This window comes from Bacteroides sp. 1001302B_160321_D4, from assembly GCF_015667765.1.
GTDB classification, from domain to species: domain Bacteria; phylum Bacteroidota; class Bacteroidia; order Bacteroidales; family Bacteroidaceae; genus Bacteroides; species Bacteroides xylanisolvens.
Genome location: NZ_JADPLO010000064.1, coordinates 18,642 through 33,750, shown reverse-complemented (window position 1 = coordinate 33,750; position 15,109 = coordinate 18,642). Strand labels below are relative to the sequence as shown.

21 protein-coding genes and 1 pseudogene are annotated in these 15,109 nt (G+C 38.1%); 12 read left to right on the top strand and 10 right to left on the bottom strand.

Features of this window, described 5'->3' with window-relative positions; all coding sequences use genetic code 11:
- Positions 1–224: pseudogene (locus tag KFO40_RS20765) on the top strand (mobilization protein); the annotation flags it as partial.
- 133 nt (positions 225–357) lie between these two features.
- Here the strand turns inward: KFO40_RS20765 and KFO40_RS20760 are convergent.
- From KFO40_RS20760 to KFO40_RS20735, 6 genes are all read right to left on the bottom strand, one after another.
- Positions 358–855, bottom strand: coding sequence for a PH domain-containing protein (locus KFO40_RS20760; protein WP_008659045.1), 498 nt, complete (start codon positions 853–855; stop codon positions 358–360).
- Positions 856–878: 23 nt separating this feature from the next.
- A complete protein-coding gene (locus tag KFO40_RS20755; RefSeq protein WP_211146761.1) occupies positions 879–1,847 on the bottom strand; it encodes a DUF4848 domain-containing protein in 969 nt (322 codons plus the stop codon).
- Positions 1,848–2,011: 164 nt separating this feature from the next.
- Positions 2,012–2,806 carry a hypothetical protein gene (locus KFO40_RS20750; protein WP_211146760.1) on the bottom strand — a complete coding sequence of 265 codons (795 nt, stop codon included), beginning with the start codon at positions 2,804–2,806 and terminating at the stop codon, positions 2,012–2,014.
- A gap of 310 nt (positions 2,807–3,116) precedes the next feature.
- The gene (locus tag KFO40_RS25770) at positions 3,117–3,305 is read right to left on the bottom strand and encodes a hypothetical protein (RefSeq protein WP_032575541.1); all 189 of its coding nucleotides are present in this window, start codon (positions 3,303–3,305) and stop codon (positions 3,117–3,119) included.
- A gap of 67 nt (positions 3,306–3,372) precedes the next feature.
- Positions 3,373–4,212 carry a hypothetical protein gene (locus tag KFO40_RS20740; protein WP_211146759.1) on the bottom strand — a complete coding sequence of 280 codons (840 nt, stop codon included), beginning with the start codon at positions 4,210–4,212 and terminating at the stop codon, positions 3,373–3,375.
- A 1,155-nt stretch (positions 4,213–5,367) separates the two neighbouring features.
- Complete coding sequence (locus KFO40_RS20735; RefSeq protein ID WP_211146758.1) at positions 5,368–5,652, bottom strand: hypothetical protein; 285 nt, start codon at positions 5,650–5,652, stop codon at positions 5,368–5,370.
- Positions 5,653–5,939: 287 nt separating this feature from the next.
- Between KFO40_RS20735 and KFO40_RS20730 the strand changes: the two genes are divergently transcribed.
- The 10 genes from KFO40_RS20730 (at position 5,940) to KFO40_RS20685 (ending at position 9,752) form a co-directional block, all read left to right on the top strand.
- A complete protein-coding gene (locus tag KFO40_RS20730) occupies positions 5,940–6,158 on the top strand; it encodes a hypothetical protein (protein WP_182291940.1) in 219 nt (72 codons plus the stop codon).
- A gap of 11 nt (positions 6,159–6,169) precedes the next feature.
- Complete coding sequence (locus KFO40_RS20725; protein WP_005650250.1) at positions 6,170–6,391, top strand: hypothetical protein; 222 nt, start codon at positions 6,170–6,172, stop codon at positions 6,389–6,391.
- An 18-nt stretch (positions 6,392–6,409) separates the two neighbouring features.
- Positions 6,410–6,667: a DUF6926 domain-containing protein gene (locus KFO40_RS20720; RefSeq protein ID WP_211146757.1), complete on the top strand. Its 258-nt coding sequence runs from the start codon at positions 6,410–6,412 to the stop codon at positions 6,665–6,667.
- Positions 6,668–6,674: 7 nt separating this feature from the next.
- Complete coding sequence (locus KFO40_RS20715) at positions 6,675–7,085, top strand: PcfK-like family protein (protein ID WP_022217992.1); 411 nt, start codon at positions 6,675–6,677, stop codon at positions 7,083–7,085.
- A gap of 1 nt (position 7,086) precedes the next feature.
- Positions 7,087–8,367: a PcfJ domain-containing protein gene (locus KFO40_RS20710; protein WP_211146756.1), complete on the top strand. Its 1,281-nt coding sequence runs from the start codon at positions 7,087–7,089 to the stop codon at positions 8,365–8,367.
- Positions 8,368–8,393: 26 nt separating this feature from the next.
- On the top strand, positions 8,394–8,651 hold the full coding sequence (locus tag KFO40_RS20705; protein WP_005650240.1) for a hypothetical protein: 258 nt from the start codon (positions 8,394–8,396) through the stop codon (positions 8,649–8,651).
- A 12-nt stretch (positions 8,652–8,663) separates the two neighbouring features.
- The gene (locus tag KFO40_RS20700) at positions 8,664–8,885 is read left to right on the top strand and encodes a DUF3873 domain-containing protein (protein ID WP_072543831.1); all 222 of its coding nucleotides are present in this window, start codon (positions 8,664–8,666) and stop codon (positions 8,883–8,885) included.
- Positions 8,882–9,121 (top strand): DUF6956 domain-containing protein, encoded by a 240-nt coding sequence (locus KFO40_RS20695; protein ID WP_005650234.1) that lies wholly within the window; start codon positions 8,882–8,884, stop codon positions 9,119–9,121. The genes KFO40_RS20700 and KFO40_RS20695 overlap by 4 nt, the downstream gene beginning before the upstream one ends.
- A 68-nt stretch (positions 9,122–9,189) precedes the next feature.
- Complete coding sequence (locus KFO40_RS20690) at positions 9,190–9,393, top strand: hypothetical protein (protein WP_005650232.1); 204 nt, start codon at positions 9,190–9,192, stop codon at positions 9,391–9,393.
- Positions 9,394–9,446: 53 nt separating this feature from the next.
- Complete coding sequence (locus KFO40_RS20685) at positions 9,447–9,752, top strand: hypothetical protein (RefSeq protein ID WP_005650230.1); 306 nt, start codon at positions 9,447–9,449, stop codon at positions 9,750–9,752.
- A gap of 118 nt (positions 9,753–9,870) precedes the next feature.
- On the opposite strand, the gene KFO40_RS20680 is transcribed toward KFO40_RS20685, so the two are convergent.
- Positions 9,871–10,215, bottom strand: a complete 345-nt coding sequence (locus KFO40_RS20680; protein ID WP_211146755.1) for a hypothetical protein — start codon at positions 10,213–10,215, stop codon at positions 9,871–9,873.
- A gap of 205 nt (positions 10,216–10,420) precedes the next feature.
- Between KFO40_RS20680 and KFO40_RS20675 the strand changes: the two genes are divergently transcribed.
- Positions 10,421–11,182, top strand: coding sequence for a helix-turn-helix transcriptional regulator (locus KFO40_RS20675; RefSeq protein WP_211146754.1), 762 nt, complete (start codon positions 10,421–10,423; stop codon positions 11,180–11,182).
- Here the strand turns inward: KFO40_RS20675 and KFO40_RS20670 are convergent.
- From KFO40_RS20670 to KFO40_RS20660, 3 genes are all read right to left on the bottom strand, one after another.
- Positions 11,123–11,503: a hypothetical protein gene (locus KFO40_RS20670; RefSeq protein WP_248005609.1), complete on the bottom strand. Its 381-nt coding sequence runs from the start codon at positions 11,501–11,503 to the stop codon at positions 11,123–11,125. The two genes, KFO40_RS20675 and KFO40_RS20670, sit on opposite strands and share 60 nt — an antisense overlap.
- A gap of 76 nt (positions 11,504–11,579) precedes the next feature.
- On the bottom strand, positions 11,580–14,072 hold the full coding sequence (locus KFO40_RS20665; RefSeq protein WP_211146753.1) for a carboxypeptidase-like regulatory domain-containing protein: 2,493 nt from the start codon (positions 14,070–14,072) through the stop codon (positions 11,580–11,582).
- A gap of 84 nt (positions 14,073–14,156) precedes the next feature.
- Positions 14,157–14,996, bottom strand: coding sequence for a GLPGLI family protein (locus tag KFO40_RS20660; protein WP_117700851.1), 840 nt, complete (start codon positions 14,994–14,996; stop codon positions 14,157–14,159).
- Between the last annotated feature and the right edge of the window lie 113 nt (positions 14,997–15,109).

The following is a 15,109-nucleotide window of genomic DNA, read 5'->3' as shown; positions in this document are numbered from 1 at the left end:
AGTTCAAGGGAAGGCTCTATTCAAAGGAGTACAAGGAGAAGTTCAGGACGGAGCACTCAACGGCAACAGTGGAGAGGGACCCGCAGGAGAAAGGAAAATTCAGGCTGTGCATTGACGGAGTACCCATACTCGATTGGTTCAGGAAGAAATTTCAGGAAATTAAAGAAAAGTTAGGGCTAAACACACCTGTTGAAAACAAGCAGCGAAAAGGATTGAAAATATAATTACTTAATAGCAGAGAAGGGGTATTAATTATTAGTTCTCTAAAAAACTAACGGGAAGAATAAAAAACATATTCTTCCCGTCAAGTAATATCATAACTATATTTTCCAACAGACCATATTAATATTCAGCATATTATAAGTGAATCAACAAATCTTTTATAAACATATCTCTGTTCTCACAGCTTAAGAGGTAATTCTTTTTTTCTGTTAATATAAAAATTTGTTGATTGGGATTCTTTACATAGGAATAATATTTCCCATAATGGGTACTCCCCATTACACCTATATACCCCAAAAAGCCATTACTTCCAAAATAACGGACATCATTTTGAACACCGTCATAAACAAAAGCGTTCTTAATACAAGAATACGGAATACATTTCTTACCAAACACTCTTTTTATAACGAGTTGATCCTTTTCCAAACAAATAAATGAAGGAATCACTATCAGCATGTATATGTATATAGATACAAGAATGATACCCAATAACAGGCTTGCGATTTGATCCTGCAAAGATTGTAGCATAAAAGTTCTTAATAGAAACATAAGTCCAGTAGTTAATAAGACAATCTTTAACACCAGAGACCAGCGCTCCATTATCGGCTGAAACTTTGATTTATATACGCTCATTATATTGCTATCTTTACTGTTGACTATATTACACGTATGTTATGAAATGATTGGTTTCCTTTTGCATCTCCCCTTGAAGATTTAAAGTTTTCCACAACTGCATCAAAGACATTTCCAACTCGTTCTATGGGTAGATTTAAAATCGAAACTTCTTTTCCATAAGGACAAAAGACTGTATTCTTATAATTAAACTTTGAGCTTTTCATTGTTAACATAGCCGAATAACCGGCCTTAACACTCTTTTTCCAAAAAAGTTGTTTCTTTTTAGTTTTAAATTCCACAGCAAAAGAATTACCATTAACGATACGCCCAATAGTCATTGTGCTTTTATATTTTCCATTCTTGATTGTTAATGAAGCATCTTTAAATCCCTTAAAACCTGGCTCAATCGGAGTTGGCTCTGCTGCCCGTGTAGCTGAAACAACTTCATCCAAATCATAAGTAGGATAATCATATTTAGGCCCTCTTAGACTATTACCGATTACAACGTAACCTTTTATATTACCGAGTAAGGACAAATCATTATCAGTGAATGTAAAATAAGGGGTAACGTCGAATAAGTCAACTGTATTAAAAGAAAAAATATCTGAATATTTATCCTTGTACGTATTTATCATCTCTTGTATTAAGTGAGAATCATCACTTTCCATATCAAATATTTTATCGAGCTCCCTATCTGCCTGCTCCCATAAAATATACGCCCCTTCAAAGCCCAACTGCTGAAAATAAGTAAATCTTTCATTTTCTGTCATGTTTTTAAGCTGCCGGAGCGTCTCGCTATACACCTGTTCATCTTTAAAATGAAGAACTGGCATATTCAAGTACTCACTAACACTTCTCGTTTCTTTTACCCACATATCCATTGTCGAAACCTCAACATCCGGTATGGTTTCTTGTGCAGAACCGATAAATTCATTTTCGCTATTGCAAGATAACAAGCTTACAATCATGTATGCACTCAAAATACAACCAAAAATCTTTTCAATTTTCATAGTGTATGATTTTGTATTAAACAATTATTTTATTTAAAAGGCTTTACCTTAACAGTAACCTTTTCCGTTTTATTAGCATGGTTATAAAACACATTACTACAACTTTGAAAGATGATCAAACATCCGAACAATACAAATACTATTTTCTTCATAAATGATATTTTTTATTTAAACAATCCATATATTATTTCTTGTAACAATCCACCAAAATCCATTTCCACTTTATGCTTTTTAAATTTATAGTAAGGCATTAAGATAGGAGTAACTCCCCCACGTTCAAAAGGATATTCACGATACCCCCTTATACCTAATTCCGTTCCAAAAGAATCCGTTATATCGAAAGCAACACTGCCTCCGTAGTCATTACGGCTGAATGAAGTAACAGGAGTAAATAAAAAACCGCCAAATACATGCAAACTCATTCGGGAATTAAAGGAATAAGAAAGTTTACCCGATATACCAAATGTTTCATCCACATGGCGAGGAGTACTCAACTTCATTGCATGCAATGCAACATCAACAAATAAATTATCTGACAATGATTTGTTATATCCAATAGCAGCATAGTTAAAAACACCAATACCAATTAAATTCATTTGGCGTCCCATGCCGTAAACGTGACCATTCCACAATGGGGCTATTACCCCCGACACATTATATTCCCCTTTATGTAAAGGACTTTGGTCTGTGTAAAAAAACGGCCCACCCTTCTTGAATTGAAGAGTAACACCAGAATTTGCAAAAATAACAGAATTTTGATATTCCCAAATAGGATATTTAACCGAATCAACTGCAAAATCTTTGTGAAAACGCAAATACCGTTTTCCCACAGGATTCATATCAACCCACTTCGATTCTTGACCATACATCCCAAGAGGACACATGATGATCCAAAACAAAATAAATGCTGCAAAACTAATTAATGTAGTCACCTTTCTATACATATTGATTTTCATCATTATGCCCAAAGCATGAAAATAAAAGCATCATACACAAGGGCTGTAAATAAATCCACTGTCAATTTACATTTCTGCGATATTTATTTAAATGAACAATCAGGATTTTTGCACGATTTTTTACATAATCCTTTAACAGATAATATAAACAGAAAAACTATTACGAAGCATTTTGTATAATATTCCTGTTCGAATAAATCAACAAGCAGTGGGATTATAATGAATGTTGATAGACAAAAGATCATTATCAGAGTGCTTTTTTTCATGTTTTAGCAAAAAGTAGCAACTCCTACTAAGGCGCCGCTCTACCCACCTAAAGCGGTTCCCGATACTGTACCGATAACAGGTAGTGTGACAGTACCAACTCCTGCACCACCAAGCGCACCCTTTCCAGATTATCCATTGAAATATTTATCACTTCTTGAAGGTATCTCTCAAAAAGAACATGATTAGAGCCTCCTATTTCTTCAACTGTATCATCGGAACATAAAATTAAAAACATAATTGGCAAAATCAACAACATACATACTGTTTCATAATTAATATAATTAAGGTTAATACTGAATATGTTAGAAATCGAAAGTCCCATGCTTATAAGAGGCCCGGGAAGGGATATAATAATCCTCACCTGGGGTTTGGGGCTGCATAAAATCTTGTCTGAATATTTCTGGAGGATTATCTGCTACCACATCTGCATCATGGATATATATGTTAAAATAGCATTCGGGTTCTCTCTTTTGGTTATATGGCCCTTCTCCCACAAAAGTAAATTTGTAGAAACCGATTTTTTCCCCGTCTTTTCTGACCGTAAGAAACCAGATATTACCAGTACTTATCGTTTTAAATCTTAATCCTTTCAATGCAGAATACCTTTCCTCTATAAACTGCCCATTCAAATATGTCTGTTTTTTACACGTAAAAGGCAACTCAAACTTGCCACCTTCAGCTGGTAGAATAAAGGGATTTTGTTCCGAATGGATTTTATACATAAATGTCAACTCCCCTTTATCTATAATCAGTGGAATTTTTTCTACTTTTATGCCATTAATAGTAGAATAAGAAATCTGTAAATCACCATTCAAAATTTTATCTTCCTTATTAATATTTGAGGTTATATTTAATACAACTTGATCACCCTTTACTTTTGTCTCTATATCAGAAAAAAGAGTTTTATCAAATTCTATCGAAACATCCTTGGGAATAATCGGAACCTCTGAATCTAAAACATCATCTATCAATGTTTTTTGAATAATTGTAAAAGTAATAGTACGTTTCTCCCCCAAACAACTAAATGGTTTAGATACGTTCTCACTTGGCAGCAACTGATATTTAAAAATTTTATTATTTTCTTCTTTTTCACAGGAAAATAATGCTAAGGAAACGAACAGAAGAATGAATATTTTTTTCATATTAATACAGTTTAGTTTTTGCAAATTAAAAGATTTTTCCTGTACAATAAAATACCAATTAATTGGTATTTTATTACAAATAACCATTCAATTTCATTATTATGCCCAAAGCATGAAAATAAAAGTATAACATACAAGAGCTGTAAACAAATCCACGATCAACACAATAAAATAAATCGTTTTTGCATCTTTGCGATATGCATTTATGCAAAATCATACAAATTTCTTTATCAGTAAAATACCCATTAATTAGTATTTCATTGACAAAATGAAATGTACTTTAAAAGCCCAAAGTTATATTCAATTCATAACCTAAATGCCTATCCAATATAAAAATAATGCATTTAGCACCAAGATACAAACAGAATAACACAAAATCAAGCTCTAAAGGAATGTATTACTATTATAAAAGACAGAATTATTCGGGAGACTCCCTACTCTAAAAAAGTTAAAGAAAGAAAATGATTCAAATAAATATTAGTATAACAATGTCATCAACAACACAATATCCCCTTTTCAAATTATACAATAAATAATAGTTAAGCAACCAAAGACAGCGCAAAGCCAAACAAGTAATAAAAGAATAAAGTATTAAATAAAGCAAAAACACCCAATTCTACTTTTTAGGGTGTAAAATTGGGTGTCATTCTTGTAAATTACTGATTATCAGCGTTTATTGCGGAGAGACAGGATTATGAACCTTTCTCTCCAAAATCCCTATGAATCAACATTTTAATTCAGTTCAATTTTTCAAGTGTAACGATTTAGTAACTGAAAACTGTCTTTTTGTGTCACTCATAGACTTTCGCTTGTCTAAGCTTTATCATTACATTACAAAGGTACATTTTCCTGTTTATAATTCCAAATTGTAGTCTCCTTTTTATGTTTTTTACATCGTTCTATAATCCCTTCTGAAAACCGCTTCTGCCTGATGCGCAAAAGCCGATTTCAGAAACAGTACAAGCAAAAGAAAAGCCCACAGCGACCACAATGTCATAAATGACACTGCCATCGCCGTGGGCACTTCTTTTATATGCTTGTACTAAAACGGTAAAACCGTTCTTACAGTCATTATTTCATCCATATACAAGTAGCCGAAAATGCCACTTCTACAGGACACGCCAAGCGTGGATCTGTTCTTGTGACCATTTTCGGCTACAATGTCCCGTGTCGTAAAACCAGTTTGCCTTCCATTGCAGACAAAGCAACGGCAGACAATCCCGTTTTACGACAATGTACCACCGGAGGAACACCAGTAACCGCAAGCCATGCACGCATGACAATGACGGTTACAGGACTTCCACACGGCGGTCGGAAAGCCAACTTTCCCCTTATTTGTAGCACCGCCCTTAATCCATCCACATGGCGCTGCACGCCAATACATCTGTCCCTTTTCCTTTCCGCCTCTCTATGCGTATGCCTCTGTTTCCATGCCGCCATCCAGGACGGCATCAGGTGTCATTTTCGTTGCATGGGGCAAAGGTAAAGACGGGATTAGGAACTCAAATTTTTTGTCGAAAAATCTCCACGCCCTTTCAGGGGTAGTATTTTGTCTAAAAAATTTGCTAATCCTACTCCCTAACCTTTGAGAAGCCCCCGAAACGAAAACGACCAATGCGGTCGGAAGACGTCACAAGAAAACATCGGACATACAGAGAGGCGAAAAGAAAAAGAAACCGCCCACTCCAAATCCGAACAAGGTAATCAACAATCTAAAATCGGAAAATATGAGAATGATATTGAGTGACATCGGAAAGGTATTGTGGAAAGCATTATCCGCAGTAGTAACGACAACATCAAACATAGCCTTTTGTGCTGGCAGTTTGGTAGTAGGTATCATAGGAGAAATCCTATTCGGCATGTTGAGCATCATGTTCGGCATCCTAATCTCCCTATTTTCAGTAATGGCGGCAATCGGCTTTTTCATTTGGTTATTAACTATTTAACAAATAAGGATATGGCAAGACGATACAGCAAGACAGCAGCGCAGCAATGCAGATTTTACGAGGTGGACAACATCTTTGAGTATATGGTGGAAACCTACATCAACGGCAACCATTCAACCCTAAGAAGGCTATATCACGAACTCAACAAGGAAGCGAGAAAGGATTTTATCGGTTTTCTTTTGGTGGAATGTCCTCCACAATACCACACGGAGATTTTACAAGAGATTGTCTGACCACATAAAGGAACGGATATGAACAGGACAACGGAAAAGATACCCACATGGAGTTTAGCCTACATCATCAATGGCGATGCAACCGCACTCACAGACGATGAAGTTCAGACAATAGACAGATGGATGAAGCAATGGCAAGTACAAGATGTTTCACCCCTCACAGATGAAGAAGGGAACGCACAGCCTTATTTCACCCATTACCCCCTTTTCGGACTTCCCGCAGAAGTGGAAGATTGCGAGATACTTTATTTGAACGACAACCCGACTAAAATTTGAGATTATGATGAAAGGAACAGACCATTTCAAACGAACCATACAGATGTTTTTGGAGCAGAGAGCAGCGGAAGATGAACTATTCGCCAAAAGCTACCGCAACCCAGCCAAGAACATAGACGATTGTGTCACATACATTCTGAACTATGTGCAGAAAAGCGGTTGCAACGGCTTTTCAGACGGAGAGATATACGGACAAGCCATTCACTATTACGATGAAAACGAGATTGAAGTAGGCAAGCCTATACAATGTCAAGTAGTTGTAAACCATGTGGTGGAACTGACAGAAGAGGAAAAGCAGGAAGCAAGAAGAAAGGCGGTTGCCCAATATCAGCAGATGGAACTCCAAAAGCTACAGAACCGCAACAAGCCGACAGCGAAAAAAGAAACACAAGTCCAACCCTCATTATTTGATTTTTGATATGAAACCGAGAACACGCATACAGAAAGAGGTAGTCCGTTTGTCAAGCGGACTGCCCGAACTGACAGACAAGCAGAAAGCATACGCTTTTGAACATTGCTTCAAGCATCATGCCTACCGCACAAAAGGCGGAACTATCACTTGTTCAGAATGTGGACACCGCTGGAAAGGCGGACACACTCTTGCGGAAACTATATGTGGCTGTAGCTGTCCCCATTGCGGAAAGGAACTTGAAATACTTGATACCCGAAAGAGAGTTTTCAGGGACAGCGCATATTATGAAATCATTACGACCCGAAAAGGCTATCAAGTGTTGCGCTACTTTATGGTAGGAGCAACATACAAGGTGGGACAGAAGGCAGAGTATTCCATTCGGGAGGTGGTGCAATGGTGGATTGCCCCAAACGGAAAGACCGAAGTTATTGCCCGACTGAGAGCCATGCACACGATGTACTATGACCTTTGGACTGAATGGAGCGATATGGATTTGCGCAGCAACAAGATGCTGAAAGCATACAACATAGACGCATACAAGACTTATCCGGCAATGCGCATCATTCCCGAATTAAAACGAAACGGCTTCAAGGGAGCATTCCACGAACTGACCCCATACGAATTTTTTACCGCCATTCTGACGGACAGCAATAAGGAAACATTGCTTAAAGCGGGACAGACAGAAATGTTCAGATATGCCGTCATATCAAATATCAATTTACATGAATATTGGAACTCCATAAAAATCTGTATCCGAAACGGCTATCATATTGCAGATGCCTCCATGTGGTGTGACCTTGTAAGACTGCTCCGACATTTCGGGAAAGATACCCACTGCCCAAAATATGTTTGTCCGACAGACTTGAAAAAGGCACATGACCGACTTGTCAGAAAACGCGAAGAACAGATAGAAAGGGAAAGAGCGGAGCAACGCAGGGAGCAGTTGGTCAAGGACGAAAAGAATTATCTGAAGTCCAAAGGCAAGTTCTTCGGACTTGTGTTTACCGACAATCTTATTCTTGTAAAGGTCATTGAGAGTGTGGCGGAAATGCAACTTGAAGGAAAACTGATGCACCATTGTGTGGGAAGCTATCACAAGAGGACAGACTCCCTTATCCTATCCGCAACCATTGACGGCAAACGCATTGAAACGGTGGAGGTTTCACTGACAACATTCAAGGTAGTACAGAGCAGAGGTGTATGCAATTCCAATACCGAATACCACGACCGCATCATCAGCCTTGTAGAGAGCAATGCCGAACTTATCCGCAAACGGATGAGCGCTTGATTTATAGACTTCAAAATATATATGATATGGAAATAAAGATAGAAAACATACTGATATTATGGGACGAGAAAGTAACCGACATCTTTGTCAGTCTGATAAACACCTTGTCCTTGAGTTTCAGTGAAACGGAAATCCGCAATTCAATGGCGAAACTTTCAGAAAACGAGAACTTCGGAAGGCTGTTCGCCTACGGCTTCGGAGCGCATCACCTTTGGGTAGCCCAAAGGATGATAACCGACCCCGAAAAGGTAATGGAGAACCGACTGCTGATTGTTGAATTTTAATAAATGACTACCATGACAACAAGAATGACCATCAACGGAGTGAGTACCTGCCAGACGGCAGGTACTGAGAAGTACGAAAAGTACCAAACGACTATCAGACGGAAAAGAACAACCCTTTTCCAGTATGACTACCGACACACGGACGGAGAACTTTTCTCCTGCGTGAGACCTACATTGGAGGAGTGCAGACACCTGCGTGATGAATGGATAAAAGGAAAGGAGGACAGATTATGACAGCATACTATGATACTTTGATTGTGACATTCAGCGACCCTATCAGAATTTTGGATATGATGTGTACCGATACTTGTGATGTGGCAACACTAAAGGAATGGATAGAAAGCTACGAAAGTACAAGAATGACCCCGATAAACGAACATACGGCAGTCATTACTTCCGAATACAACATGGTGCATGTGGTGGAATGGCTCAGAAAATATACCCCCATTGCCGAAATGAAAGAATACTAATACTAAAGGTGTGGCGGTACACAATACCGCCCGCACCCGAAACAGATAACCCATAAAACAGAAAGAGCATGAAATACTATTTTATATTGACAGACAGCAGGGACGCATGGATGCAGTTCGTTTACCTCCCTACGGGAGATTATGTGTCCGGCTATATCCGTGACTTGCAGAGTGTGGGAATATCCGTACATGACTATGACCTTTGGACGGAGGAAACACGCCCCATTGCCGAGCGCACATTGGAGCATATAAGGCAGAGCATGAACGCATAAAAAAATCGGGTGGCAAAAGCCACCCATTGACAATAACTTAAATTCATATACAGATGATAGCGAATACAATCTTACAGCAGTTGGGCGGTCATGGATTTACCGTCATGACGGGAAGCCGTAACTATATCAATTTGGGCAACGGACTACAAATGAGCCTTGCAAGGAACAAGACGTCAGCCAACAGACTGAAAATCATATTGGATGAGGACACGGATACATACACCATGTATTTCTATCGTCAGACACTGACGAAGTATGCGGACATCAAGGTCAAGGAGATAGCCAAATACGAGGGAGTGTACTTTGATATGCTCCAGCAGATTTTCACGGATGTAACGGGACTTTACACCCGACTTTAGGCAGAGGCGGCGAGAGCCGCCCTACTTTCTTTCGGTGAGCAGAAGGCGGACAAAGAAAGTAGCAAAGAAACCGCTGTTCCAAAGACTTCCACTGACGGAAGTCTTTTTTGTTTCCATCTTACAGATTTCTATTCAGAATAAGTGAAAGCGGATAGATATATTTGTTGTATGCTTTCAGTTTCTTCATATCCACACGGTTATCCGAATACGGGTTGCTATTCTCGTCATAGAAGAATATGTCCGTTATGTTTTCCTTTCGGACAATGCGCTCCCCGCACAGCGGAATATCCTCCACGTCAAAATCCTCCAGCGGAAGCGTTTCCAGTCTGCCGGGAAGATGGTTGCCAAGCTCATTCATGTTGTAGTTGAAAAGAGCGAAGCCCTTATGTTTGAAGTCAAGACGTATGCCATACGGACGCCCTGTCAGAAAGGCATCCGCTGCTTTTGCCATATAATTTTCCATGATTGTTTGATGTAAAAGTCATGCAAAATTAAGGCTTTCGGAAAGCAGAAACAAATTTTATTGAATAAAGTAAACATGACATTTTATATACCATGAATTTCATATGATAAACTCAGGTTATTTTTCCGGATTTGAATAAAAAACAGTCATTTACCACATGCTCCAGAAATATTTCCCTAATTTTGTGGGCAAAACGCAATCAGTTATGCAAAAGGATATAAAAAGCTTTTTTCATCCCGTCAATCCACAAATGAACATTCCCGACTGCGAATACGACAGGACCGGACTCTGTATTGATATGGCTAAGGCTCTGGCACGCAATACAAATCACAGTCTGTACATCATAGACTATAACCGCAAGAACTTCCTTTACGTATCGTCCAACCCGCTTTTCCTCTGCGGTCATTCACCGGAAGATGTGCAACAGAAAGGTTATGCCTTTTATTTTGATGTCGTTCCGTCTGACGAGATAAACCGTCTTATGGAAATCAACGAAGCCGGATTCCGGTTTTACTATGATCAGCCGGTAGAAAAAAGACTTGACTTGTCCATCGAATATAACTTTCATATCCGTACATCAGAAAAGCACTCGCACCTTATCCACCACAAACTGACACCTGCCTTGCTGAGTGATAATGGGGATATATGGCTGGCTCTATGTACAGTTTCACTGTCACCGGAGAAAACTATCGGAGATGTAGTTATTTCAGACCATACATGTACTGACAGGTATTTCTACTCATTCGAGGGAAGACGATGGAGAAAACAGCCTGAACTGATTCTTTCCGACCGTGAAAAAGAGATTCTCCAGCTCTCCGTCAAAGGACTGTCGAACACGGAGATTGGAGAAACTCTCTTTATTGATGCCAATACCGTCAAGTTTCACAAGAAGAAACTTTTCGAAAAACTACACGCAGAAAACATCACTGAGGCCGTGGGTATCGCAGCCAATATGAGGCTGATTTAGGAAGACGATGTAGAACTTCGGCAAAGTAACTGCAGGTGGATGTGAGGTGACGTATTCCTCCATTTTCTTCCGTCCAAGTTCGATTACCTTCTCATCGTCACATCTGTTCATCTTTTCTTTATCAATATAGGCTATATGCCAGAATACCAGATAACCGATGACGTACCTTTCAATGGTAGCTTCTATCGGTTCGTCCGAACGCTTCATGGATTGAAGGGAGTTGTGGCCATCCTTATCGATGATGCCTACAACTGCCCATGAGAGATTTATATATGAAATTGTTGATACCATAGCTTTTAGTTTTCTTCTGCAAAGTTCCATACTTCGCAAGACTTTTCCACTACCCTGTAAGGTCGTTCTGATTATTGATGATTACTATAATAAATAGTTAAGACAATTAGAAATACCAGTTTACTCCAATCGTAACATTCCTTCCTCTAATATTGTATTGAGTTGTAGTACTACTCAAATCGCCATATATTGTATAAGAGTACACATTTTGGTTGAACAAATTGGTAACTGATGCCAAAAAATCAAATTGCTTGTATCGATACACAAATTCCAAATCTACAAGGAACGTATTCTTCTTTTGTCCCGAATCAAAAAATGACAGATAATGTTCTCCATTCAGTTTAATGCTAATGTCTTCTATTGGATAGAATACCAATAAGCATTTCTGTGTCAAATGTTGGGTCACAGACTTTAATGCCTCAGACTTCATATAATTGTATTTATGTCCAATCTTATAATCAATATTAAACCAATCACATGGATTTGATTTAAGCGTTATTCCTGAATTGATACTTCCAAAGTCGATTGTTGATATGTAGCCATTCTGTTCAAGCGGCATATTATGGTTCTGAAAAGAACTGCTCAACTCAATGGAACCATTTATCAGCTCTATACCTTTGCTGATGCTTCCATCAGCAAATAGTAACTTATATTTATCATTTCCTGGTTCGTATAAATAATATACATATCCGTTGTCAACTTGTTTTGAAATACTTCTTTTGGTGTTTTCATCAGAATAGGTTGCACTTAAGTTTGCAAATAACATGTCAGAAGGGTTTGCATAACTTATTCTTCCACCTATACGTTTTTCAATTTTCCCATCGTAATTCAAAAATCCGGCATACATCGCTTTGTAATCCGTCATGACAGGTGCTGTATAGTATAAGCCATTACCTGTATATGAGTTTCCGATGGTAGCATTAACAAACAGTGTCCACCTTGGAAGGAACTTCCATTTCAGATAAATATCAGGTTTTACATAAATCTTTGTTGCAGACTGTTCACCGCTAAAATGATAAACAGACAATGGAAACTTCAGATTCAGTTTTAAGTGCTCATTCTGGTATATGATTTCCGGATTCAGACGTGCCCCAATATAGTTCACATTCAAGTCGTTCTGATAATTGATACTTGCATCATTGTACAAACTGTTGAAATTATATATATTCCCAAAGAGGTCCATATTCGTTCCAAAAGACCACCTTTTAATATTATGTAAAAATCTGAAGTTGGTATTTGAGAAGAAGTTGCCTTTATCAATCTTCTGTTGTTTGACACTTTCTCCACCTACATACAAATCTTCCGGAATAAACTCATACTTGTTAAGCGACATTATTTGGAAGATGTTATTACCCGTTTTCTTTACATACTTCAACCTGTTTTCTACATTATATGTGGTAATGTCTGCAATACTATGATAATTGAAGTCACCATTAATTTCCGAAGTAAAAGTTCTCCATTTCGACTTAAAGGAAAGTTCATCAGAAAGAAAATACGAATCTTTATCAATGGTCGCAACAACAGACGCCTGCAAGCCTTTGTCTTTTACAGAACTTGTTTCTTGAGTACCTTTAACCAACAGACTGTCCATCAGATAATATGCCGACTCTATGCTTTGGTCATAGGTGTTTTTGTCATCTGTATAAATAATCTGCGACTTTATCTGGCCCGATTCTGACAACTTCCACATACTACTGTTGCTGAACATGTGGGTGCGATTGAAACGAGTCCTATCATTGCTCAGGTTGGTAGAAATAGAGGGTGCAGATGTTAAACTTCCGGATATTTCACTACCGGGATACATATACAAAAGGTCATCAATTGTGAGTGAATTACCCTCGTCTGCAATATTCTTTCCGGTATTGTTTGATTTCAAAGTTGTTGCACTCTGGCTCTTTGATGAAAATCTTGCAGCAAACAGTTCTGTTTCCCAGAGACCTTCATCGTGGGTAAAACCACCTTTACCTAAAAAGTTGCCGTTCCAAACAGACTTGGCACTATCTTTTAGTTTTAGGTTTATCGCTGTTTCCGTATCTACACCTGTCCCTTGCAATGCTTTAATTGCCTGATGATCCTCAATGACTTCCACACGTGCGATATTTTCATAGGAAATGTTGTTTGTTGCCAAGTTATATTTACCGTCAAACAGATCTATGCCTTCCACGTAAAACTTATTTATAGGGCTACCATTATACGAAATCTTACCATTCTCTGCGATATTGATTCCCGGCATATTGGTAAGTACATCTCCAATAGTCCTGTCTTTAGTCGTTGCAAAATTGGTAACAAAATAGCTTGTTGTATCTTTGTTCTGAATAATCTTGTCAGCCTTGATTGAAACTTCCTGCAATTCAAAGCTCTTTTCTTTTAGCTTTATGAGATAATTGTTATCTGTGAGGTTAAGAGTTTGTTGTTCATACCCTAAGCAGGTCACCTGTAAAGTATAATCTGCAAGGTTATCATGGTTAATCTGTAATGAAAAGGTTCCATTATCAGCAGTTGTTGTATATGCAATTATGCCATTGTCTGTACAATGCCTGACAATCACATTGACTCCTGTAATCGGTTCAAGAGTACTACTATCCACAACTGTTCCCATAATTGAATGACTTTGGGCAAAGATGGATAGAGTACAACAAAATACAAAAACGCTGAATAATACAAGTTTCTTCATATAATAAATTTAATAGCGTTCCATTACATCATAATTTACAGATTTGCCTTTTTGGGGTTTTCTTCTGGAAGAACCATTGACTGTAATCTTCATTCCTGAAGCCGCAGAAATGAACGCAACAGGATCTTTAATGTAATTCTTGTATGCTTTCAAATACTTTTCTCTTGATGATTTAGTGTACTGACGTGGCAGCATAGTGATGTTTGCGCCACTCTTGCGAAGCCCTACGAATACAAAGGAATAATGTTTCTGTATATCATAGACCTCCATAATGAGACCGGGAAGTCCATAAAACTTCCACGGACCATCTTTTACAGGTATTTCGGTAGTGAACCAAGCTTCATAAGTACGTCCTCGGAAATCGCATGTCGCTTTCTGACAAGTATAATCCCAAATTTTCTTTTGTTCGGTTGAGATTTTCCAGTTAAAATCAGGCAATTCTTCTTCATATCTGTAATGTTCTCCACCGACATTGTCTGTATAGTCTATCAGATTATTTCTGAAGTCTTTCAGGATATTGTAGGATACTATACGTTTCCCATACTTGCTGGAACCGTTCGCTAAAATATCCATTTGAATAGAAGAGCCTTTATCCGAGCACAGCAGTGAATCCAGTGTATAGGAGTTATAACTGTAGAACAACGATTTGTCTTTGTTGAATCTCAGAACCATCAAATCATCTGTAGTCACAGTACTTGTTGTATCTTTAAGAAAACTTAGTCTGTACAAACATTCCATATTCGCTTTGTCGTTTTCCTGTGCATGCGATATTGATATGGTCATCAAAGCCAATACTAGTGAAATGATGCTTTTCTGTAGAGTTCTTTTGTGTAATCTAATTTTTCCCATTGTATGATAGTTTTTAGTTTTCTGCTGCAAAGTTCCATACTTCGCGAGACTTTTCCACTACCCTGTAGGGTAGTTCTTAATTCAGTCACAAACGGAAGATGATATTATTTCAA